The following is a 20,308-nucleotide window of genomic DNA, read 5'->3' as shown; positions in this document are numbered from 1 at the left end:
TGGAAAACCCGCCAAAAGGCGGGTTTTCTCCATACTGCGCCGGATCAGCGGAACAGCGACCAGCTCACTGCGTAGTCGTTGAAGCCCAGGCCCCACAGCGCCACGGTCAGCGCCAGCAGCAGCTCAAGCACCAGCACGCCGATGGCCAGGGTACCGCCAGAGATGGTCAGCCCCTCGTTGACCGGGATGCGCAGGAAGGCTGGCATGCCCACGTAAAGCAGGCGCGCACTGTAGGCCAGTGCGATGAGGCCGACGATCAGCAGTAGCCAGGCCTTCGGATAGAGCAGAGCGATACCGGCAATGAACAGCGGCGTAGCCACGTAACCGGCGAAGACGATGCAGCGGCGACGACTCGGGCGGCTGGCGAAAGAGTCGGACATCCAGTGGATGACGTTACCCATGATGGCCACGCCGATCAGCATCAGGATGTAGAACACGATGCCCAGCGCCGCGGCCGTCGGCACCGCCACCTTGTATGCCTCGCCGCCCAGGTGCCAGCCGATCTGGGTGGTACCGATGAAAGCGCTGACGACGGGAATGAGTGCCATCAGCAGAACGTGACGGGCATAAAGGTTGGTGATGCTTTCCTTTTCCCGATCTATGTTGCGCCACTCGCGGCCCGGATTGGCCAGCAGCCCCCAAATGTGATTGATCATGACTCTTCTCCTCTGACTCCAGCATCGCGCCGGCATGAGATCCCCGAGAGCTGATCAGCCTGGATTGTGCGGCAAGTGCCATTCAATTCAGCCCTCACAGGTATGAGTGAAGTTCACCGCAATAGGTTTGACCAGAAATTCAACGCTGCTGCGCGTGCGGTCTTTTCATGATCTGCGGCGCAGCGTTCAAGGCCGCGTCTGGCGGGGCGCCGCCATGCTCGCAGGTGAGCGGTGATGGGTCGTAACGGGGTATGTCCAGCCAGGCTGGAAATGCGTCGGCAGTCACGAACGCAGAGCCCTGCAGTCGTGCGCCCCGGCGAAGCGGCAGGGGAGGGGAGGGCTCAAAGCCCTATGTTTTCTGTGTGCTCTTTGGCCCCTGCCTTGGGTGGGGCAAAAGTGCTATGTTGCGCACCCTCTTAGGCAGGGCCAGAACATGAGCGACGACAAGGCACATACTCGATCCCCCGAGCACTCGGACGACGGCAAGCGCGGCGGTTGTCTGTGGCTGACCCTGTTGGGGCTCGGCTTCATCGTCCTGGTGTTCGGCATCATCATCTTCGCCATCACCCGTGAGCAGACCGCCGATGTGCAGGCCAACGAGCAGCGCGCCATCCAGGCCTGCTGGGTCAAGGCTAACGACCCGTCCGCCACGCCCACGTCGCGCGCCTTCGCCACCGACAGCTGCAAGGAGATGGAAAAGCAGTTCCGCATCAAATACGACCGGGATCCCCAGTGATGAGCCAGGAACAGGCCGCGCCGTCAAAGCGCTTTCTGCTGATTCTGTGCCTGCTGGTGCTGGTTATCGTCGTAGCCATGGCAGCCTGGGCATGGAGCCGTTTCGGAGTGTCTTATCTGCGGCCGTTCGGCGACCAGGAGCAGCAGGCGGTGTTCTTTCAGGGCGGAGGCCTCAAGCTGCCTGACGAACTGGCCGGGCCGGGCAAGATTCGCGTGGTTCATTTCTGGGACCCGCAGTGCCCATGCCACAAGGAAACCGACGCGCACCTCAATTACCTGATCGGTCTTTATCGTTATTCCGGCGTCGAGTTCTACAGCGTGCAGAAACCGGGCAGCACTGGCGCAATGCTACCGTTCTTGCGAGGCAAGCTGACGGAGCTGGAATCGATCGAGGGCATCGAGTCGATTCCGGCCAGCCCGGCCATCGCCATCTGGGATCAGAAAGGGAACCTGGCCTACGCTGGTCCCTATAGCGAGGGGTTGGTATGCAACTCCTCGAACAGCTTCGTCGAGCCGATTCTCGATGCGCTGTCGGCCAACCGCAGCGTCTCGGCCGCCAACACCATGGCGGTGGGCTGCTACTGCGACTGGCAAGCGGACAAGGGTCGTTGATTTACCGCAGTAATCCATGAGGTATATGTGGTTATTGCTGTGCGACATATTGCCGCGCAATTGCGCGGATATGAGCCACTATTATGAGTCGCAACTCTCCTGGTGATTCGCGCTCTGCCTGCGAGCGATCCTTCGCTCTGGGGCTACAGCTGCGGTCATGTGGGGCTTTGCGAGTTGAGCGAGCTGTGACCAGCTGCCGGATAGCGGCTGGGTTGGCTGGGTCGGGGCAGGCCGGGGCGAGCAATACACCCCGACTATTTGTAGGCCCATCGTCGTTATGAGGTTGGTTTTTTTGGCCGCCTAACCGAAAATGTCGCCCCCTCCGTTTAGTAGTTTCGAAGCTGAAACGATTTCGGTGCCTCGGCGCATCGTTTTCCTGGCATGCCCTGCGGTATTGGGCGTCAGGCTGAACAGAACGCTATGTGGGATATCACTTTGCTGAAGGTCGTGAAATGAGAGAAGAGAAGTACCACCGCTTGTTCCGCACGCTTCTGACGATTGTCGTGGCCGTCTCCCTGAGTGGCTGCGACTGGGTTCTTTTCGATTCGAAAGGCCAAATCGGCATCGAGCAGCGCAACCTGATCATTACCGCCACTCTGCTGATGCTGATCGTGGTGGTACCCGTCATTTTCATGACCATTCTGTTCGCATGGCGCTACCGCTCCTCGAACAAGGACGCGACCTACGCGCCTGAGTGGGCTCACTCGCACAAGATCGAGGCCATCGTCTGGGGCGTCCCTTGCGTGATCATCATCGTGCTGGCGGTGATCACCTGGAAGACCACTCACTCGCTCGACCCCTACAAGCCCATCGAGCACGAGAACAAGCCGCTGACCGTCGAAGTGGTTTCGCTAGACTGGAAATGGCTGTTCATCTACCCGGAGCAAGGCATCGCCTCGGTCAATGAACTGTACATCCCGGCCAATACGCCGATCAGCTTCCAGATCACTTCGCAAACCGTGATGAACACCTTCTTCATCCCGCAGCTCGGCGGCATGGTCTACGCCATGGGCGGCATGCGCACCCAGCTGCACCTGATTGCCAACGAGCCGGGCGAGTTCTTCGGCGTCTCGGGCAACTACAGCGGTCACGGTTTCTCGGGCATGAAGTTCCAGACCCACGCGACCAGCCAGGAAGAGTTCGAGCAGTGGGTGGCCAAGGTCAAGCAGTCGCCTAACACGCTGGACTTCAACGGCAGCTACCAGATGCTCGCCAAACCGAGTGAAAACAACCCAGTCGAGTACTTCAATGCTCAGCCAGGTCTGTTCCGGCAGATCCTCGGCCAGTACATCGATTACAAGAGCAACCCTGTGAGCGAAGCCGCGCACGCTTCAGGTGCGGAGGAATAAACGATGTTCGGAAAGCTGACACTAGATGCAATACCCCTGCACGAGCCCATCCTCGTCGTCACGATGATTGCAGTCGTGCTGGGTGGTCTCGGGGTGGTCGCCGCCCTGACCTACTTCAAGAAGTGGGGCTACCTGTGGACCGAGTGGCTGACTTCGGTCGACCACAAGAAAATCGGCGTGATGTACATTCTCGTCGCCCTGGTCATGCTGCTGCGTGGCTTCGCTGACGCGATCATGATGCGTACCCAGCTGGCGATCGCCACGGGTGGCTCCGAAGGCTATCTGCCACCGCACCACTACGATCAGATCTTCACCGCTCACGGTACGATCATGATCTTCTTCGTGGCCATGCCACTGGTGGTCGGTCTGATGAACATCGTCACGCCGCTGCAGATCGGTGCGCGCGACGTTGCCTTCCCGTTCCTGAACTCGCTGAGCTTCTGGCTGTTCGTGGTTGGCGTGCTGCTGACCAACATCTCCCTGTTCGTGGGTGAGTTCGCCATGACCGGCTGGGTCGCGTATCCGCCATTGTCGGGCATCGAGTACAGTCCGGGGGTCGGGGTCGACTACTACATATGGGCGCTGCAGATATCCGGTATCGGTACGCTGCTCACCGGTGTCAACTTCTTCGTGACCATCATCAAGATGCGTGCCCCTGGCATGACCCTGATGAAAATGCCGATCTTCACCTGGACCATCCTGTGCACCAGCGTGATCATCTGCGGCGCGTTCCCGATCCTGACTGCCGTGCTAGGCATGCTGACTCTGGACCGTTACCTGGATTTCCACTTCTTCACCAACGAAGCAGGTGGCAACCCGATGATGTACGTCAACCTCCTGTGGGCCTGGGGCCACCCTGAGGTGTACATCCTGATCCTGCCGGCTTTCGGCGTGTTCTCCGAAGTCACTGCGGTATTCGCTCGCAAGCGTTTGTTCGGTTATGCCTCGATGGTCTGGGCTACCGTGGCGATCACCGTACTGTCGTTCGTCGTATGGCTGCACCACTTCTTCACCATGGGCTCTGGCGCCAGCGTCAACGCCTTCTTCGGTATCGCGACGATGATCATCGCCATCCCGACCGGTGTGAAGATCTTCACCTGGCTGTTCACCATGTACCGCGGTCGCCTGGAGTTCACTTCGCCGATCCTGTGGACCCTGGGCTTCATCATCACCTTCTCCATCGGTGGTATGACCGGCGTACTGCTGGCCGTTCCGGGTGCTGACTTCCTGCTGCACAACAGCCTGTTCCTGATCGCCCACTTCCACAACGTGATCATCGGCGGTGCGGTATTCGGCTACATGGCCGGTATCACCTTCTGGTTCCCGAAAGCGTTCGGCTTCAAGCTGCACGAAGGTTGGGGCAAGGCGTCCTTCTGGTTCTGGATCGTCGGCTTCTACTTCGCCTTCATGCCGCTGTACGTACTGGGCTTCATGGGCATGACCCGTCGTCTGAACAGCACCACCAACCCCGAGTGGGAACCGTGGCTGTACGTGGCCGTGGTCGGCGCCGTGATGATCGGTATCGGTATCCTGTGCACCCTGATCCAGTTCGCTGTATCGATCATCAAGCGCAAGGAACTGGCCGACGTGACTGGCGACCCATGGGATGCTCGCACCCTGGAGTGGTCGACTTCCTCGCCGCCTCCGTTCTACAACTTCGCCGTCACCCCGCGTGGTGATCGCATCGACGAGTTCCACGAGCAGAAGCGTGACGGCCTCAAGCCTGCGCCGAGCAAGTACTCGCCGATCCACATGCCGAAGAACACCGGTGTCGGCCTGATCATGTCCATTGGTGCAATGGTCTTCGGCTTCGCCCTGATCTGGCACATCTGGTGGCTGGCTGCGCTGGGCTTCGTCGCGACCTTCGTGGTGCTGATCCGTAACAGCTACAACACGGATGTCGACTACTACGTGCAGCCCGACGAGATCGAGCGCATCGAGAATGCACACATTCAAGCAAAGGCTAAGCAGGCGTAAACCATGTCCAGTGAAGTTTTGAGCAACCACGCCGCTCATGACGATGATCATGAGCACGAGCATCACCACGACGCGGGTGAAATGAAGGTCTTCGGGTTCTGGATTTACCTGATGACCGACTGCATCCTGTTCGCGAGTATCTTCGCAGGCTTCGCGGTGCTCAGCACCGCGTACGCCGGCGGTCCTACTCCGAAGGATCTGATCGACCTGAAGCTGGTTCTGGTCGAAACCTTCGCCCTGCTGTTCTCCAGTATCACCTACGGCATGGCCATGCTGGCCATGTACCGTGGCGACAAGGGCAAAGTGCTGTCCTGGCTTGCCGCGACCTTCCTGTTCGGTGTGGTGTTCATCTCGATCGAGTTGTACGAGTTCCACCACCTGATCCACGAAGGTGCCGCGCCGCAGGTCAGCGCCTACTGGTCCGCGTTCTTCACCCTGGTCGGCACCCACGGTCTGCACGTCAGTGCCGGCCTGGTGTGGATGGCTGTGATGATGCACCAGGTCGCCAGCCGTGGCCTGACTCCGGTCACCCAGACTCGCTTGAGCTGCCTGAGCCTGTTCTGGCACTTCCTCGACGTGGTCTGGATCTGCGTGTTTACCGTTGTTTATCTGATGGGGGCTCTGTAATGGCTCATGATCACCACTCTGTCGCTGGCGAGAGCCATGGCAGCACCAAGGATTACGTCGTCGGCTTCGTGCTGTCGGTAATCCTCACCGTGATCCCGTTCGCGATCGTGATGAACCCCGTCATGTCGAAAGCGGCCACGTTGTTCACCATCGTCGCGTTCGCGGTCGTGCAGATCTACGTGCACCTGGTGTACTTCCTGCACATGAACACCTCGTCCGAGCAGCGTTGGAACACGGTTGCCTTCGTGTTCACCATCCTGATCACCATCATCGTCGTAGCGCTCTCCATCTGGATCATCTGGAGCATGCACTACTACATGATGGCCAATTAAAAGAGAGCAGCCTGATGTTCAAGCAATACCTGCTCCTGACCAAGCCGGGCATCGTCTTCGGGAACATGATTTCCGTGGCCGGTGGCTTCTTCCTGGCTTCGAAGGGGGATATCGACCTGATGCTGTTCCTGGCAACAGCATTCGGCGTCGCTCTGGTGATTGCTTCCGGTTGCGTGTTCAACAACTACATCGATATGGACATCGATGAAAAGATGGAGCGGACCAAGAACAGGGTGCTGGTAAAAGGCCTGGTTCCGCCGACTCATGCCATCGTTTACGCCTGCATCCTCGGGATTGCAGGCGTTGCCTTGCTCTATAAAGCCACGAATCTGCTTGCAGTCGCCTTGGTCCTGATGGGCTTCGTCGTCTATGTCGGGCTGTACAGCCTGTACCTCAAGCGCAATTCGGTTTATGGAACCCTGGTTGGCAGTCTGTCGGGCGCCGCTCCGCCTGTTGTGGGCTATTGCGCTGTAAGCAACGAGTTCGACATGGGGGCAGCGATTCTGCTGCTGATCTTCAGCCTCTGGCAGATGCCCCACTCGTACGCTATCGCCATCTTTCGTTTCAACGACTACCAGGCCGCCAACATTCCGGTGTTGCCGGTGATCAAGGGCGTTCCCGCTGCCAAGCGCAGCATCGTCCTGTACATCGCCGCGTTCCTGGTCGCCACCCTAATGCTGACCATCAGTGGTTACGCGGGCTATAGCTACTTCGTGGTAGCGGCAGTCAGCGGCGCCTACTGGTTGTGGATGGGGGTGTCGGGTTACAAGGCCGTCGATGACAAGGTCTGGGCACGCAAGCTGTTCGTGTTCTCCATCGTCACCATCACCGCGCTTAGCGTGATGATGTCGGTGGACTTCCAGGCCACGCCGAGCCAGATGCTGATGACTTCGGTCAACCACATCTGTGGCGTCGACAACGTCAGCGGTTTCTGTGCGGCATTTGCCTCGCGCTGAGTCTTGACGAGCGAATCGAGCGGGCCCCGTCATCACCGATGACGGGGCCCGTTTTCGTTGTGGGGGCTGCTAAGCTTCCAGCGATTTGGAGAAATGACGTGAACGAGCAAGACGCCTTCATCACCGGCCTAAAGGATCGCCTGCCCGAGGATCTCAAGAATTCCTTCACCGCCGAGCAGCTCGCCGCGCTCAAGGTGGCCTTCGGCGCACGGCAGTGGGGCCGCCACCCGGTGGATCTGCGCGGCACGCTCAAGCTGTGGCGCTGGCGCTACTATTTCGTGTTTCTGGCCGGGCGTAACAAGCGCGACCTCAGTCGCGCCCAGCAGGAGCTGTCGCTGACCGCCAAGGCGCTGGGCGTCAGCCTGTTCCTGATGATTTCCCTGGCGATCGGCCTGCTGTTCCTCTACCTGATCAAGTCGGCATTGGGCATCAATCTGTTCTCCGGCTTTTCCCTGGGGCTGTGGGACTGGTTCAACCGCGCCTGAACAACAGGACCTTGAGCCCGCCTTCGGGGCTCGCATCGGGGAACTCCGGCGGGTTTTCCAGGCGTCGTTCGAAGCGCAGCTCGGGTGCTTCGCTGGCCATGCCGGCGACCAGGAAGTCGCTGGCGGTATCCGGGTCGTTGACGCACGCCAGCACGCAGCCTTTGGCGCTGAGCAGTTCGGGGAGTCTGCGCAGAATCTTCCCGTAGTCGCGGGTCAGGGCGAAGCTGCCTTTCTGGAACGAGGGCGGGTCGATGATGATCAGGTCGTACGGGCCGTGGCGCTTGACCTTGCCCCATGACTTGAACAGCTCGTGGCCGAGGAAACTCACCCGGCTCAGGTCGTGCTCGTTGAGGCGGTGGTTGTCGCGGCCGCGGCTCAGCGCGGCCTTGGCCATGTCAAGGTTCACCACATGCTCGGCACCGCCGGCAAGCGCGGCCACCGAGAAGCCACAGGTGTAGGCGAACAGGTTGAGCACCCGCTGGCCGTTGGCCTGTTCGCGCACCCAGCGCCTTCCCAGGCGCATATCGAGAAACAGGCCGGTGTTCTGCTTGCGGCCCAGGTCGAGTAGAAAGCGCAGCCCGTTTTCCTCGATGACCCATTCTTCAGGCAACTCCCCGACCAGGCACTGCATCGGGCTGTCGGGCAGATAGCGCTGCTGCAGCAGCAGGCTGTGGGCACTGCTGCCTCGCCACTGATCCGATTCGCTCAACTGCCGCAGCATGTCCTGCAGGGCTTGCAACTGATCGGCCTGGGGTTGGCGAAACAGGCACACCAGCACGATCCCCTGCAGCCAGTCGACCGTGATGTGCTCCAGCCCCTCCCAGCAGCGGCCACGGCCGTGGAACAGGCGCCGCGTTTCCCTGGGCGGGTTGAGCAGAGCGTCGCTCAGATGTTGTTGGAGCAGGGCGAGGTGGTTGGCATTCATGGTGCGCAGTTATCGGCAGGCGGGGCGCGGCAGTGTAAACCAAAGCTATCGGTGGCTCATGGGGGGAGGGCCGCTTCGTGGCGCATAAAAAAGCCCGTCACGAGGACGGGCCAACTATGCCACTGGAGTCAGCGATACGATGTGCGTGTTACAGGATCGACAACGGGTAGTTGAAGATCAGGCGGTTTTCACTGGCGTCCTGGCCGACGTCACGGCGGACGCTGGAGTTACGCCAGCGAATGCTCAGGTTCTTGAAGGTGCCATCCTGCACGGTGTAAGCCAGTTCGGATTCACGAGCCCACTCTTCAGCATCGCTGCGGCCCGAGGTGTGAATGTTCGAGCCGCTCATGTAGCGGTTCATCAGCACCAGACCAGGGATGCCTACGCCTGCGAAGTTGTAGTCGTGACGAACCTGCCAGGAGCGCTCTTCAGGGCTGTCGAAGCTGGTGGTGAAACCATCGTTGACCAGCGTACCGCCGCTGGCACCGTCCACGCGCATGAACTTGGTATCGCCACCCATGCGCTGATAGCCCACGAGGAGCGTATTGTTGCCGTGCTTGGCGGACAGAGCGGCCTGATAGACCTTGTTGTCCAGATCGCCGGCTTTGGCCGAACCTTCGTCCTTGCCGGTGACGTAACCGAGGTTGGCACCCAGTACCCAGTCGCCAACCGGCTGGCTGTGGGTCAGCTGCAGGTAGCTCTGCTTGTAGATGTCTTCCAGGCGGGCATGCCACAGGCCGATCAGGGTGTTGTTGCCGTTGAACTTGAATTCGCCACCGCCGAAGTTGAAGTCGCCCCCGGAAATGCCGCTGTAGGACATATCTTCACGGCTGGCGTCGTTGCGCTGGCTGTTCTTCCAGAACTGGCCGCCGAACAGAGTCAGGCCGTCGATTTCAGCGGAAGTGATCTGGGCACCCTGGAAGGTCTGGGGCAGCGAGCGACCGTCGTCGGCACGCAGGATCGGCAGCACGGCGAACCACTCGCCGACCTTGAGTTCGGTCTTGGAGATCTTGGCCTTGGCGGCTACCGCGGTACGGCCGAAGTCGTCAGGAACGTTGCGATTGCCAGCGGGGCCATGCTCTGGCAGCAGGCCGCTGTTGCTGGTGTTGGCATTGCCGTCCAGCTTGACCGAGTAGAGGCCCAGCACATCGATGCCGAAGCCCACGGGGCCTGCGGTGTAGCCGGAGCGAGCATCGAGAATGAAGCTCTGCGTCCAGCCCTCTGCCTGGCCTTGCCGCTCGCCATTGATGACCGGGTCGGTACCGTTGAGGTAGTTACGGTTGAAGTAGTAGTTACGCAGGTTCAGCGACACCTTGGCATCGTCTACGAAGCCTTCGGCATGGGCGGCGAACGGCACGGCCAGGGCCATGGTTCCGGCCCCGATCAGGCCCAGCGAGATGATTTTGCGTGCGGTCATTGTTGTTGTGCTCCCGATTTTTGAACAGCCCGCCCTCTGCCAATCGCTGATCGACATGCCGTGAGGTCGGTGTGGAATGCCCCTTACAGGGCGCAGACCTGCGCGATGCGCAGGGCTCTGCCTCAGGCCCTAGCCATCGGCGAATAAGTGGCGCGCAGGTATCGAGATGAATGCGACGGATCGGACGCGGGTGCCCGGAAGACGGTATGCAGGGGACGTGAAGGCTGGCTTCATGATGCGACCTTTTTTGTTTTTATAAGGCTTTGTTGTCATACAACATTGGCGGCGATTATCGACAGCTCCCAATCGGCTTGTCAACGCAAGCCGATGAAAAGATCACCTGATATTTCCATTTGAGCCAGGTCGGTGCTCGCCACCTATAGCCGGATCCCTATGGATAGTGGCTTTCAGGTTATAGCGGCGCGCTCTGGAAGGCTTTCCCACGTCGCTGCGCGGATGATTTACAGACGCCCTCGTCAGTGGATCAATGTTGTGCGATAACGGATGACGACATCAAAACAAGAGAAGCGACATGCCACATTGCCTGATCGAAGGTTCCCGCTCCTTGCTGCAAAGCGTGACCGGTAGCGAATTGGTAACGAGGGTTCACGCTGCCGCCATGGGCAGCGGACTGTTCAAGGAGGGCGAGGTGAAGGTGCGACTAAGCCTTTACGATCACTTCACGGTCGGCGGCAGCGAGGAGGATTTCGTGCACGTGATCGCCTATCTGCTGGCCGGTCGTACCGACGAACAGAAGAAAGCGCTGTCCATGGCCATCGTACGTGCGCTGCTGGAACGCCTGCCGGCTGTTCAAAGCCTGTCGGTAGATGTACGCGACATGCGCCGCGAAGCGTTCAGTAACCGCCGCAGCTGCCTGGACGCTGGCTAAGCGTAAAAGGGCGGCAGGGATTGCCGCCCCGCATGGCTTAACCCCGGTAGTAGCGCTGGGCCACGAATGGTGTCCTGGCGACCTTCATGGCGACACGCTTGCCGCGCACCAGTGCCCAGACCTCGCTATCCACGGCGACATGGCTGCTCGGCACGTAACCCATGGCCAGTGGAGCGCCCAGGCTCGGTCCGAAGCCGCCACTGCATACCTGGCCGATGACTTCGCCCTCGGCGTTCACCAGCTCGGCACCTTCGCGTACTGGCGTACGCTCCTGGGGCAGCAGGCCAACGCGCTTGCGAGCGACGCCATCGCGCTGCTGGGCGAAGATCCGCTCCGCGCCCGGAAAGCCGCCGGGGCGAGCGCCGTCGGCACGGCGTGCCTTGGATATCGCCCACAGCAGGCTGGCTTCGATGGGCGTGGTGTCGGCGCTCATGTCGTGGCCGTAGAGGCACAGGCCGGCTTCCAGGCGCAGGGAGTCTCGAGCGCCGAGGCCGATGGGCTGCACCTCCGGCTCGGCCAGCAGGCTGCGCGCCAGTGCTTCGGCGTGACTGGCGGGTACGGAAATCTCGAAACCATCCTCGCCGGTGTAGCCGGAACGGCTCACATAGCAATCGACGCCGAGCAGGCGCACGGGCTTGAACTGCATGAAGGTCATTTTGGCGACTTCCGGCGCCAGGCGGGTCAGCACCTCGACTGCCTTGGGGCCTTGCAGGGCGAGCAGGGCACGCTCGAAGCGCGACTCGACCTCGCACTGGTTGGCGATGCGCTGTTGCAGGTGCATCAGATCCTGATGCTTGCAGGCGGCGTTGACCACCAGGAACAAAGTGTCATCGCCCAGATTGGCGACCATAAGGTCGTCGAGGATGCCGCCGTTGGTGTCGGTGAACATGGCGTAGCGCTGCATGCCCACTGGCAGGTCGACGATATCCACCGGCACCAGGCTCTCCAGCGCTTTGGCTGCACCGGCGCCACGCAGGATGATCTGGCCCATGTGCGAAACGTCGAACAGGCCGGCGGCTTCACGGGTATGCAGGTGTTCCTTCATCACGCCGAGCGGGTACTGCACCGGCATTTCGTAACCGGCGAACGGCACCATGCGTGCACCCAACTCTAGGTGCAAGGCGTGGAGGGGAGTTTTCGCCAGAATTTCAGAGCTCATTGCGCTCTCCTGTATAGGTCGTGAGCGGCCCGCAACCGCGTGCGGGCATAGAGGGATAGGGCTGCCGAAGCAGTTGGCAGCCCAGGCGCGATCAGGCGTCCTGATAGGCTTCGATAGACGGGCAGGCGCAGACCAGGTTGCGGTCGCCGAACACGTTGTCGACGCGGCCCACGGGCGGCCAGTACTTGCCGTCGATCAGGCTGCGGGTCGGATAGACCGCCTGTTCGCGGCTGTACGGGTGCGTCCACTCACCCACCAGTTCGGCGGCGGTGTGGGGGGCATTCTTCAGCGGGTTGTCGTCGGCATTCAGCTGGCCGCGCTCGACCGCGCGAATTTCTTCGCGGATGGCGATCATGGCGTCGCAGAAACGATCCAGCTCCTGTTTGGACTCGCTCTCGGTCGGCTCGATCATCAGCGTACCGGCCACCGGAAAGGACATGGTCGGAGCATGGAAGCCGAAGTCGATCAGGCGCTTGGCCACGTCGTCGACGCTGATGCCGCTGCTGTCCTTCAGCGGGCGCAGGTCGAGAATGCATTCGTGAGCCACCAGGCCGCCTTCACCGCTGTACAGCACCGGGTAGTGCTCTTCCAGGCGACGGGCGACGTAGTTGGCATTGAGGATCGCCATCTGCGACGCCAGGCGCAGGCCAGTACCGCCCATCATGCGGATGTACATCCAGGTGATCGGCAGGATGCTGGCGCTGCCGAACGGTGCGGCGCTGACTGCACCTTCCTTGCGGGCCATGTGGCCGTGGCCGGGCAGGAACGGCGCCAGGTGGGCCTTCACGCCGATCGGGCCGACGCCCGGGCCGCCACCGCCGTGGGGAATGCAGAATGTCTTGTGCAGGTTCAGGTGAGAAACGTCGCCGCCGAACTTGCCCGGTGCGCAGAGGCCGACCATGGCGTTCATATTGGCGCCGTCGATGTACACCTGGCCGCCATTGTCGTGGACGATGGCGCAGATCTCGCGGATGCCTTCCTCGAACACGCCGTGGGTGGACGGGTAGGTGATCATGATCGCGGCTAGCTGGTCACGATGCTGCTCGGCCTTGGCGCGCAGGTCGTCGATGTCGACGTTGCCGCGGGCGTCGCAGGCGGTCACCACCACGCGCATGCCGGCCATGTGGGCAGTGGCGGGGTTGGTGCCGTGGGCCGATTGCGGGATCAGGCAGATGTCGCGTTTGTCGTCGCCGCGGCTGTGGTGATAAGCGCGAATCGCCAGCAGGCCGGCGTATTCACCCTGGGAGCCGGCGTTGGGCTGCAACGACACGGCGTCGTAGCCGGTGGCGGCGCAGAGCATGGCTTCCAGTTCGTCGGTCAGTTGCTGATAACCGGCGCTCTGCTCGGCGGGGGCGAACGGGTGCAGGTTGCCGAACTCGGCCCAGGTGACGGGGATCATCTCGCTGGCCGCGTTGAGCTTCATGGTGCAGGAGCCCAGCGGGATCATGCTGCGATCCAGCGCCAGGTCCTTGTCGGCGAGCTTGCGCAGATAGCGCATCAGCTCGGTTTCCGAGTGGTAGCGATTGAACACCGGGTGTTCGAGAATCGCTGACTGGCGCAGTTGCCCGGCGGGCAGGCTGTTGTCGGCCTGAGTAGCTAACGCAGCGAAATCCGGCGCCGGCTTGCCGTCTGCGAACAGCGACCAGAGTTGCTCGATATCCGCCTGGGTAGTGGTTTCGTCGAACGACAGGCCGAGGCGCTCGGCATCCACTTCACGCAGGTTGATGGCGGCGGCGCGGGCCTTGTCGTGCAGCGTTGTGGTCTGCGCGCCGGTGCGCAGAGTGACGGTGTCGAAGAACGTCTGCTGCTCGACAGCAAGGCCGAGGCTCTGCATGCCGCGGGCGAAAATCACGGTCAACTGGTGGACGCGCTCGGCGATCCGCGTCAGCCCCTGTGGGCCGTGGTACACGGCGTACATGGCGGCGATGTTGGCGAGCAGCACTTGGGCGGTGCAGATGTTGCTGGTGGCCTTCTCGCGACGGATGTGTTGTTCGCGAGTCTGCATGGCCAGGCGCAGGGCCGGGTTGCCGAAGCGGTCTACCGACATGCCGACCAGGCGCCCCGGCATGTCGCGCTTGAACGCATCGCGGGTGGCGAAGTAGGCAGCGTGCGGGCCGCCGAAGCCCAGTGGCACGCCGAAGCGCTGGGCGCTGCCCAAGGCAACGTCGGCGCCGAATTCGCCCGGTGCCTGCAGCAGGGTCAGGGCCAGCAGGTCGGCGGCAACGGCTACCAGCGCATTGGCAGCGTGGAAGCGCTCGACCACTTCGCGGTAGTCGAAGATGTCACCATTGCTCGCCGGGTATTGCAGCAGGGCGCCGAAGAAGGCTCTGGTATCGTCGATGGCCGCCTCATCGCCGACCACTACCTCGATGCCCAAGGGTTCGGCCCGGGTACGCAGCACGTCGAGGGTTTGCGGGTGGCAATGCTGGGAGGCGAAGAAGGCGTTGGCGGCCTTGTTCTTCGACAGGCGCTTGCAGAAGGTCATCGCCTCGGCGGCGGCGGTGCCTTCGTCGAGCAGCGAAGCGTTGGCGATCGGCAGGCCGGTGAGGTCGCTGATCAGGGTCTGGAAGTTGAGCAGCGACTCCAGGCGGCCCTGGGAGATTTCCGGCTGGTAAGGCGTGTAGGCGGTGTACCAGGCCGGGTTTTCCAGCAGGTTGCGCAGGATCGGCGAGGGTGTGTGGGTGCCGTAGTAACCCTGGCCAATGTAGTTGCGAAACAGCTTGTTCTTGGCAGCGATGGCCTTGATGGCGGCCAGGGCATCGGCTTCGCTCTGGCCGTCGCCGGCTGGCAGTACGCTGGTGCCCTTGATGCTGCCCGGGATGACGCTGGCGGTCAGCGCTTCCAGGTCGCTGTAGCCCAAGGTTTCCAGCATCGCGGCGGTGTCTTGATCGCGGGGGCCGATATGCCGGGCGATGAATTCGTTGCGGGTATTCAGATCAGTCATGGCTTTCTCTCAAGCGTCGGCTTTGGCGTTGAGCAGGCGCTCGTAGGCGTCCTGATCGAGCAGACCAGCCAGGGCGCTGGCATCGGCTGGGCGGAAGCGGAAGAACCAGCCCTGGCCCAAGGGCTCGGCATTGACCAGCTCGGGGCTGGCCTCGAGATCGGGGTTCACTTCGACCACTTCACCATCGAGTGGCATGCCGATGTTGCTGGCGGCTTTCACGGACTCCAGCACCGCCACCTCATCGCCGGCGGCATAAGCCTGCAGTTCGGGCAACTGCACGAACACCACGTCACCCAGTGCGTCTTGAGCGTAGGCGGTGATCCCTACGGTGACCAGGCCATCGGCCTCCTGACGCAGCCATTCGTGTTCGACGGTGAAACGCAATTCGCTCATGGGGGCTCCCTTGTTGGCCTTTGTGCCCATCTGGGTGGGCGCGATTATCGGAAACTGCGTAGCAAACTCAGTGCCATTTAAAAATATCTTTTAAATTCAATAAATTAGGATATTTTTTGATCGAGTGCTCATAGGGCTGTATTGATTTCGATACGAATATTGCGTGCCCGGACCACTAGCACTCAGCGGCCCCCCGTGTGTCGCCTTTGGCTACGCGTGTGTCGTATTGGATACGGCGTATTGGAATCAGTACGGTTGGCTGGGATCGGCTACCCCCGCCGCGGGGGCCTCAATGAAACGCGGGCTGCGTACTGGATTGGCGCAAGCGCTCGCTGAGCTTGAGGCGCAGAGCTGGCTCTTCGCACAAGAGCAGGGCACGCTGTATGTCGAAGCGCTCGGCATGGGAGCACTCCAGATGCCCGTAGAGATCGGCCCTGGCGAGGTGGTCGTTGGCGTTGGGAGGCGCCAGTTGCAGCACGCGTTCGGCGTCCTTCAGCGCGCTCAGGTAATCCTCGGCCTGTGTATGCAGGTGGCGCAGGTTGCGCGACAGACGCACGATCATGCTGCGGGCATCGCAGCTCAGCATGTGTTCGGCGCTCAATTGGGCACGGGGGCCGAGGTAGCGCAACAGCAGTTCTCGGCAATCGCGGGTATACAGACGCCGCCCGCCGCAGGGGTCGAGCAGGTGATCGGCGCCAGGCACACGCAGCAGAAAGTAGCCGGGAAAGCTGACGCCCTGTAGCGGAATCTGCAGCCGACGCGCCAGTTCCAGAGCGATCAGCGCGATGCTCAGCGGCTGGCCGCGACGTCGCTGCAGCACCTTGTGCAGCAGCGCGGCTTGCGGGCGCACCGGGCTGTCGTCATCGTCATGGAAGTGCAGATCGCTGAGGTGTCGCAACAAGGGTTGCGCCAATTCCTGGGGCGGGAAGTTGGGCAGGCCGGCACTGACCTGATGCCTGAGGTTCTCGAGTTCGTGCATGACCTGCTCGGGCTGTACCGAGGAGTCATGCTCGGCCGCGACCCAGAGTGCGGCTTCGAACAGCGCCGGCTGTTCGCCGTTCAGACAGGCAAGGCAGTGATCGCGCGCGCTCATGGTCACCTCCCGGGGGATGAGCCTGTTGTAGCTGCGCGCGCGTCGGCCGTCCAGCCCGCAAGAGCGAAGAGATGTTAATGGGCGTGCGGGGCGGTCATTCCGCTTCCGGTTGACTGCTCAATTCACCGAGAGCATCGGGCTGATTCTTGAACGCCTTGGCGAATACATCGCGATTTCTGGCCATGTAGATACCCAGCTCCTCGCCCTGATCCTCGCTGAGCGACGGTACCGCGTTGCGCAATACATCGCTGAGCAGTTCGGCCAGCTCCAGCATCTTGTCATGACGATCTGCTTCGGCCTTATCCATAAACAAACGCTCCGGGTCGCGACTGCTGCGGTACACCACTTCGACGGCCATTCATCACCTCTACGCCTTCGCTGATAATCGAAAAATACTGTTCATACATACAGTTTTGGCAAGCATAATCAACTGCGCTGCGTTTGAACAGCGTAAACCTGAGATGCCGAACGTGCGCGGCATCCCGTCTCGCTCAACGGGGGCAATGTGCCTTCTCCGCCCCAGCAGGCTTCTGTATGCCATCGCAGTCGGCTCGCTGGTCTTGTTCCTGCATGGGAATGTCATGCGGGCGCGTCATGATCACGGCGCCAGGCTGCATCAATCGGAAAGGGGAATGCCATGAAGTGGGTGGACGATAGCCGCAAGCGGATGCACAGGGGCGCGAATTCGATCGGTAATCTGTTCGTCGAGGGCTTTCATTACCTGGGGCTGTTCGCCATCGGCGCGGCGACCGCCTGGGCGTCGGTCGCGGCGTTCATCGGCATGGTGGAAAAGGGCAGTGCCAGCGTGGATGACATTCTGCTGCTGTTCATCTATCTGGAGCTGGGGGCGATGGTCGGCATCTACTTCAAGACCAACCATTTGCCGATCCGCTTTTTGCTGTATATCGCCATCACCGCGCTGACCCGCTACCTGATTGGCGACGTATCCCATCACAAGGCGCCGGACATCGGCCTGCTCTACCTGTGCGGCGGCATCTTCTTCCTGGCGTTGTCGGTGCTGGCGGTGCGTTTCGCGTCGTACAAGTTCCCGTCCAGCAAGGCCATCGATTCCACCGGCGAGGTGGTGGGCGACAACTACAGCGAGCGCTGAGGGCGCTCAGTCAGCCAGCGGCGCGAACAACGCCTGCAGGTCGTCTTCACTGAGCTGCCAGCTGCTCTGGCTGCCGCCTTCTTCGAGCAGGCCGTGGGCCAGGTTGGCCTTGGCCTGCTGCAAGTGCTGGATCTTTTCTTCCACGCTGCCGCGGGCGATCAGCTTGTAGACGAACACCGGCTTGTCCTGGCCGATGCGGTAGGCGCGGTCGCTGGCCTGGGCCTCGGCTGCCGGGTTCCACCAGGGATCGAAATGGATCACCGTGTCGGCAGCGGTCAGGTTCAGGCCTGCGCCACCGGCCTTGAGGCTGATCAGGAAGACCGGAAACTGCCCGGCCTGGAACTGTTCCACGGGCGTGCGCCGGTCACGGGTGCTGCCGGTCAGTTTGGCGTAGCCGATACTGCGCGCCTGCAGCTCGCTTTCGATTAGTGCCAGCATCGAGGTGAACTGCGAGAACAGCAGCACGCGGCGGCCTTCGCCGATCAGTGCTTCGAGCATGTCCAGGAGGCTGCTGAGCTTGCCGGAGTCGCTGCTGCTCAGTTCGGCTGGCGCATCGTCGAGCAGGCGCAGGTCGCAGCACACCTGGCGCAGGCGCAGCAGCGCTTCGAGGATCACGATCTGGCTGCGCGCCAGGCCTTGGCGGGTGATCTCCTCGCGCACCTTGCGATCCATGGCCAGGCGCAGGATCTCGTAGCGGTCGCGCTGGGCAGGCGTCAGTTCCACCCACTGGGTGATTTCGGTCTTGGGCGGCAGCTCGCGGGCGACCTGTTCCTTCTTGCGGCGCAACACGAATGGTTTGATTCGCCCACGCAGGTGCGCCAGGCGTTGCTCGCTGCCGTGCTTCTCGATAGGTGTGCGGTAGTCGCGGGTGAAGCGCTTGGCGTCGCCGAGCCAGCCGGGCATCAGGAAGTTGAACAGCGACCACAGCTCGCCCAGGTTGTTTTCCAGCGGCGTGCCGCTCAGGCACAGGCGCTGGCGGGCGTTGATCTGACCGGCGGCGAGGGCGGCCTTGCTGCGCGGGTTCTTGATGCTCTGGGCTTCGTCGAGAATCAGCAGGTGGAAGCGTTGGGCGGTGAGCGTCTTGAGGTCGCGCGGCAGCAACGCATAGGTGGTAAGCACTACATCGTGCTCGGCGATCAGCTTGAACTGGCTACGCCGTTTGCTGCCGTGCAAGGCAAGCACCTTGAGGGTCGGCGCGAAACGCGCAGCCTCGTCCTGCCAGTTGGGGATCAGGCTGGTGGGCATGACGATCAACGCCGGCTGCTGCAGGCGACCGCTCTGCTTCTCCAGGAGAATGTGCGCCAAGGTCTGCAAGGTCTTGCCCAGGCCCATGTCGTCGGCCAGCACGCCGCCGACCTCCAGCTCCCCCAGCGCCTGCATCCAGCCCAGCCCCTGGAGCTGGTAAGGGCGCAGCTGCGCGGCCAGATCGTCGGGCGCACTCACCGCCTGTTGGCTGGTGTGCTGCAGGCGCCTGGCGAACTCGCGCAGCTCGATACCGCCGTGCCAGTTCAACGCCGGCCCCTGCTGCAGGGCATTCAGGCGAGCGGCATCGGCCCGCGCCAGGCGCACGCGGGCACCGATCTCGTCGGCATCGCCGATGAACAGCTCGCCCAGTGCGGCCAGCAAGGGTTTCAGGCGTGCGTAGGGCAGGGCCACGCGGCGCTGGCTGTGGGGCAGGCTGACTAGCAGCAATTCCTCGTCCTGGCGCTGCGCCAGGGCATCGCCGGAAAGCAGCCAGGGCGAGCGGCGGATGGCCTGCAGCAACACGGGCAGCAGGCTGATGCGCTGGCCTTCCACCTCGATACCCAGCTCCAGGTCGAACCAGCCCTGTTCGGGTAGCTCGTCGACATCGGCGTACCAGTCGTCGATCTCGGCCAGGTTGTACTGGAAGTCGGGTTGGATCTCGACGCGCCAGCCTTCGGTGCGCAGCGCCGGAACCTGCTGCTGCATGAAACCCAGCCAGGCGGCATCGCCCTGCAGTTCGAAATGCTCGCCAGGGTGCTGGGCCAGGGCTTCGCTCTGCCTCAGGGCAATGCGCAGGCCAGCGGCTTCCAGGCGGCGCCGTAGCTCGGCTTCCCGGGCCGTGTTGCGAGGGATGCGCAACTGGCGATTGGGCCCCAGGCGCACCAGCAGATCCTTGGCCGTTTTACCCACCGCGCTGTGGCCCTGATAGTCGAAGGCCAGGGCGGCACGGTGCTGGGTCTGTTCCAGCATGCGCCCCTTGCGCGCATCGAAATGCACGCGCACGTGGCTGCCCAGGGTCAGGATCGGCTGCGGCTGCACATCGTCCAGCACGGTTTCGTCCACCGGCTTTTCGGTAACGATCAAGGTGCCCAGGTCATCGCCAGCACGCTGTCGCGCCTCGAGGGTGAGCAGGGCGGCCACCACATGCTTGCAGTTGAAACCCACCGGGCAGCTGCAATGGCCGGTCACGCCCCAGCCCTTGCCGTAGGCGTGCAGGGTGATGCGCTGCTGGTAGGGGCGCTCGCCACTGCCCAGGCAACTGGCGAGCAGGCTGTGATCCTTGAGGCTCAGCAGACGGCTCAGGCCGCGGGTGGCGTAGTCCTGGCCGCGGCGCAGCGCGCCTTCGTCGAAGTCGCCGCGCCAGTCGGCCTGCTGCAGGTGCAGGATGTCAGGCATCGGGCGGG

19 protein-coding genes are annotated in these 20,308 nt (G+C 62.1%); 10 read left to right on the top strand and 9 right to left on the bottom strand.

Annotated elements, in window-relative coordinates; all coding sequences use genetic code 11:
- Window positions 1-44: 44 nt before the first annotated feature.
- Window positions 45-656: a Yip1 family protein gene (locus BVH06_RS17775; RefSeq protein ID WP_075931747.1), complete on the bottom strand. Its 612-nt coding sequence runs from the start codon at window positions 654-656 to the stop codon at window positions 45-47.
- 433 nt (window positions 657-1,089) lie between these two features.
- On the opposite strand from BVH06_RS17775, the gene BVH06_RS17770 reads away from it, so the two are divergent.
- The 8 genes from BVH06_RS17770 to BVH06_RS17735 all read left to right on the top strand — a co-directional run bounded on the left by BVH06_RS17770 (window position 1,090) and on the right by BVH06_RS17735 (window position 7,729).
- Entirely contained in the window at window positions 1,090-1,392 is a 303-nt protein-coding gene (locus BVH06_RS17770; protein ID WP_075934949.1) for a hypothetical protein, read from the top strand.
- The gene (locus tag BVH06_RS17765; RefSeq protein ID WP_075934948.1) at window positions 1,392-2,003 is read left to right on the top strand and encodes a DUF6436 domain-containing protein; all 612 of its coding nucleotides are present in this window, start codon (window positions 1,392-1,394) and stop codon (window positions 2,001-2,003) included. The genes BVH06_RS17770 and BVH06_RS17765 overlap by 1 nt, the downstream gene beginning before the upstream one ends.
- A 452-nt stretch (window positions 2,004-2,455) precedes the next feature.
- Entirely contained in the window at window positions 2,456-3,352 is an 897-nt protein-coding gene (cyoA, locus tag BVH06_RS17760; protein WP_075931744.1) for a ubiquinol oxidase subunit II, read from the top strand.
- A 3-nt stretch (window positions 3,353-3,355) separates the two neighbouring features.
- Window positions 3,356-5,329: a cytochrome o ubiquinol oxidase subunit I gene (gene cyoB, locus BVH06_RS17755; protein ID WP_075934947.1), complete on the top strand. Its 1,974-nt coding sequence runs from the start codon at window positions 3,356-3,358 to the stop codon at window positions 5,327-5,329.
- A 3-nt stretch (window positions 5,330-5,332) separates the two neighbouring features.
- On the top strand, window positions 5,333-5,956 hold the full coding sequence (cyoC, locus tag BVH06_RS17750) for a cytochrome o ubiquinol oxidase subunit III (protein WP_075931742.1): 624 nt from the start codon (window positions 5,333-5,335) through the stop codon (window positions 5,954-5,956).
- Window positions 5,956-6,288, top strand: coding sequence for a cytochrome o ubiquinol oxidase subunit IV (locus BVH06_RS17745; protein ID WP_075931741.1), 333 nt, complete (start codon window positions 5,956-5,958; stop codon window positions 6,286-6,288). The genes cyoC and BVH06_RS17745 overlap by 1 nt, the downstream gene beginning before the upstream one ends.
- Window positions 6,289-6,299: 11 nt before the next feature.
- Window positions 6,300-7,244 (top strand): heme o synthase, encoded by a 945-nt coding sequence (gene cyoE, locus BVH06_RS17740; protein WP_208604546.1) that lies wholly within the window; start codon window positions 6,300-6,302, stop codon window positions 7,242-7,244.
- A 38-nt stretch (window positions 7,245-7,282) separates the two neighbouring features.
- The gene (locus BVH06_RS17735) at window positions 7,283-7,729 is read left to right on the top strand and encodes a 3-phosphoshikimate 1-carboxyvinyltransferase (protein WP_075931740.1); all 447 of its coding nucleotides are present in this window, start codon (window positions 7,283-7,285) and stop codon (window positions 7,727-7,729) included.
- Here BVH06_RS17735 and BVH06_RS17730 read toward each other — a convergent pair.
- The gene (locus tag BVH06_RS17730) at window positions 7,716-8,654 is read right to left on the bottom strand and encodes a class I SAM-dependent methyltransferase (RefSeq protein WP_075934945.1); all 939 of its coding nucleotides are present in this window, start codon (window positions 8,652-8,654) and stop codon (window positions 7,716-7,718) included. The two genes, BVH06_RS17735 and BVH06_RS17730, sit on opposite strands and share 14 nt — an antisense overlap.
- Window positions 8,655-8,802: 148 nt before the next feature.
- Window positions 8,803-10,071, bottom strand: a complete 1,269-nt coding sequence (locus BVH06_RS17725; RefSeq protein ID WP_075934944.1) for an OprD family porin — start codon at window positions 10,069-10,071, stop codon at window positions 8,803-8,805.
- A gap of 532 nt (window positions 10,072-10,603) precedes the next feature.
- Here BVH06_RS17725 and BVH06_RS17720 point away from each other — a divergent pair.
- Window positions 10,604-10,960 carry a 5-carboxymethyl-2-hydroxymuconate Delta-isomerase gene (locus BVH06_RS17720; RefSeq protein WP_075931737.1) on the top strand — a complete coding sequence of 119 codons (357 nt, stop codon included), beginning with the start codon at window positions 10,604-10,606 and terminating at the stop codon, window positions 10,958-10,960.
- 37 nt (window positions 10,961-10,997) lie between these two features.
- Here BVH06_RS17720 and gcvT read toward each other — a convergent pair whose 3' ends face one another.
- The 5 genes from gcvT to BVH06_RS17695 form a co-directional block, all read right to left on the bottom strand.
- On the bottom strand, window positions 10,998-12,119 hold the full coding sequence (gcvT, locus tag BVH06_RS17715) for a glycine cleavage system aminomethyltransferase GcvT (RefSeq protein WP_075934943.1): 1,122 nt from the start codon (window positions 12,117-12,119) through the stop codon (window positions 10,998-11,000).
- 91 nt (window positions 12,120-12,210) lie between these two features.
- Window positions 12,211-15,063, bottom strand: coding sequence for an aminomethyl-transferring glycine dehydrogenase (gene gcvP / locus BVH06_RS17710; protein WP_075934942.1), 2,853 nt, complete (start codon window positions 15,061-15,063; stop codon window positions 12,211-12,213).
- 9 nt (window positions 15,064-15,072) lie between these two features.
- Window positions 15,073-15,456: a glycine cleavage system protein GcvH gene (gene gcvH / locus BVH06_RS17705; RefSeq protein WP_075931734.1), complete on the bottom strand. Its 384-nt coding sequence runs from the start codon at window positions 15,454-15,456 to the stop codon at window positions 15,073-15,075.
- A 289-nt stretch (window positions 15,457-15,745) separates the two neighbouring features.
- On the bottom strand, window positions 15,746-16,549 hold the full coding sequence (locus BVH06_RS17700) for a SirB1 family protein (protein WP_075934941.1): 804 nt from the start codon (window positions 16,547-16,549) through the stop codon (window positions 15,746-15,748).
- A 94-nt stretch (window positions 16,550-16,643) separates the two neighbouring features.
- Window positions 16,644-16,907 (bottom strand): YebG family protein, encoded by a 264-nt coding sequence (locus BVH06_RS17695; RefSeq protein WP_075934940.1) that lies wholly within the window; start codon window positions 16,905-16,907, stop codon window positions 16,644-16,646.
- A 279-nt stretch (window positions 16,908-17,186) separates the two neighbouring features.
- Between BVH06_RS17695 and BVH06_RS17690 the strand changes: the two genes are divergently transcribed.
- Window positions 17,187-17,660, top strand: coding sequence for a phosphate-starvation-inducible protein PsiE (locus tag BVH06_RS17690; RefSeq protein WP_075931731.1), 474 nt, complete (start codon window positions 17,187-17,189; stop codon window positions 17,658-17,660).
- Window positions 17,661-17,666: 6 nt separating this feature from the next.
- Here the strand turns inward: BVH06_RS17690 and BVH06_RS17685 are convergent, their stop codons facing one another.
- A complete protein-coding gene (locus BVH06_RS17685) occupies window positions 17,667-20,300 on the bottom strand; it encodes a DEAD/DEAH box helicase (protein WP_075934939.1) in 2,634 nt (877 codons plus the stop codon).
- Between the last annotated feature and the right edge of the window lie 8 nt (window positions 20,301-20,308).

Origin of the sequence: Pseudomonas sp. PA27(2017), assembly GCF_001945445.1 — a bacterium.
Classification (GTDB): domain Bacteria; phylum Pseudomonadota; class Gammaproteobacteria; order Pseudomonadales; family Pseudomonadaceae; genus Aquipseudomonas.
This window is presented reverse-complemented; position numbering and strand designations above follow the sequence as displayed.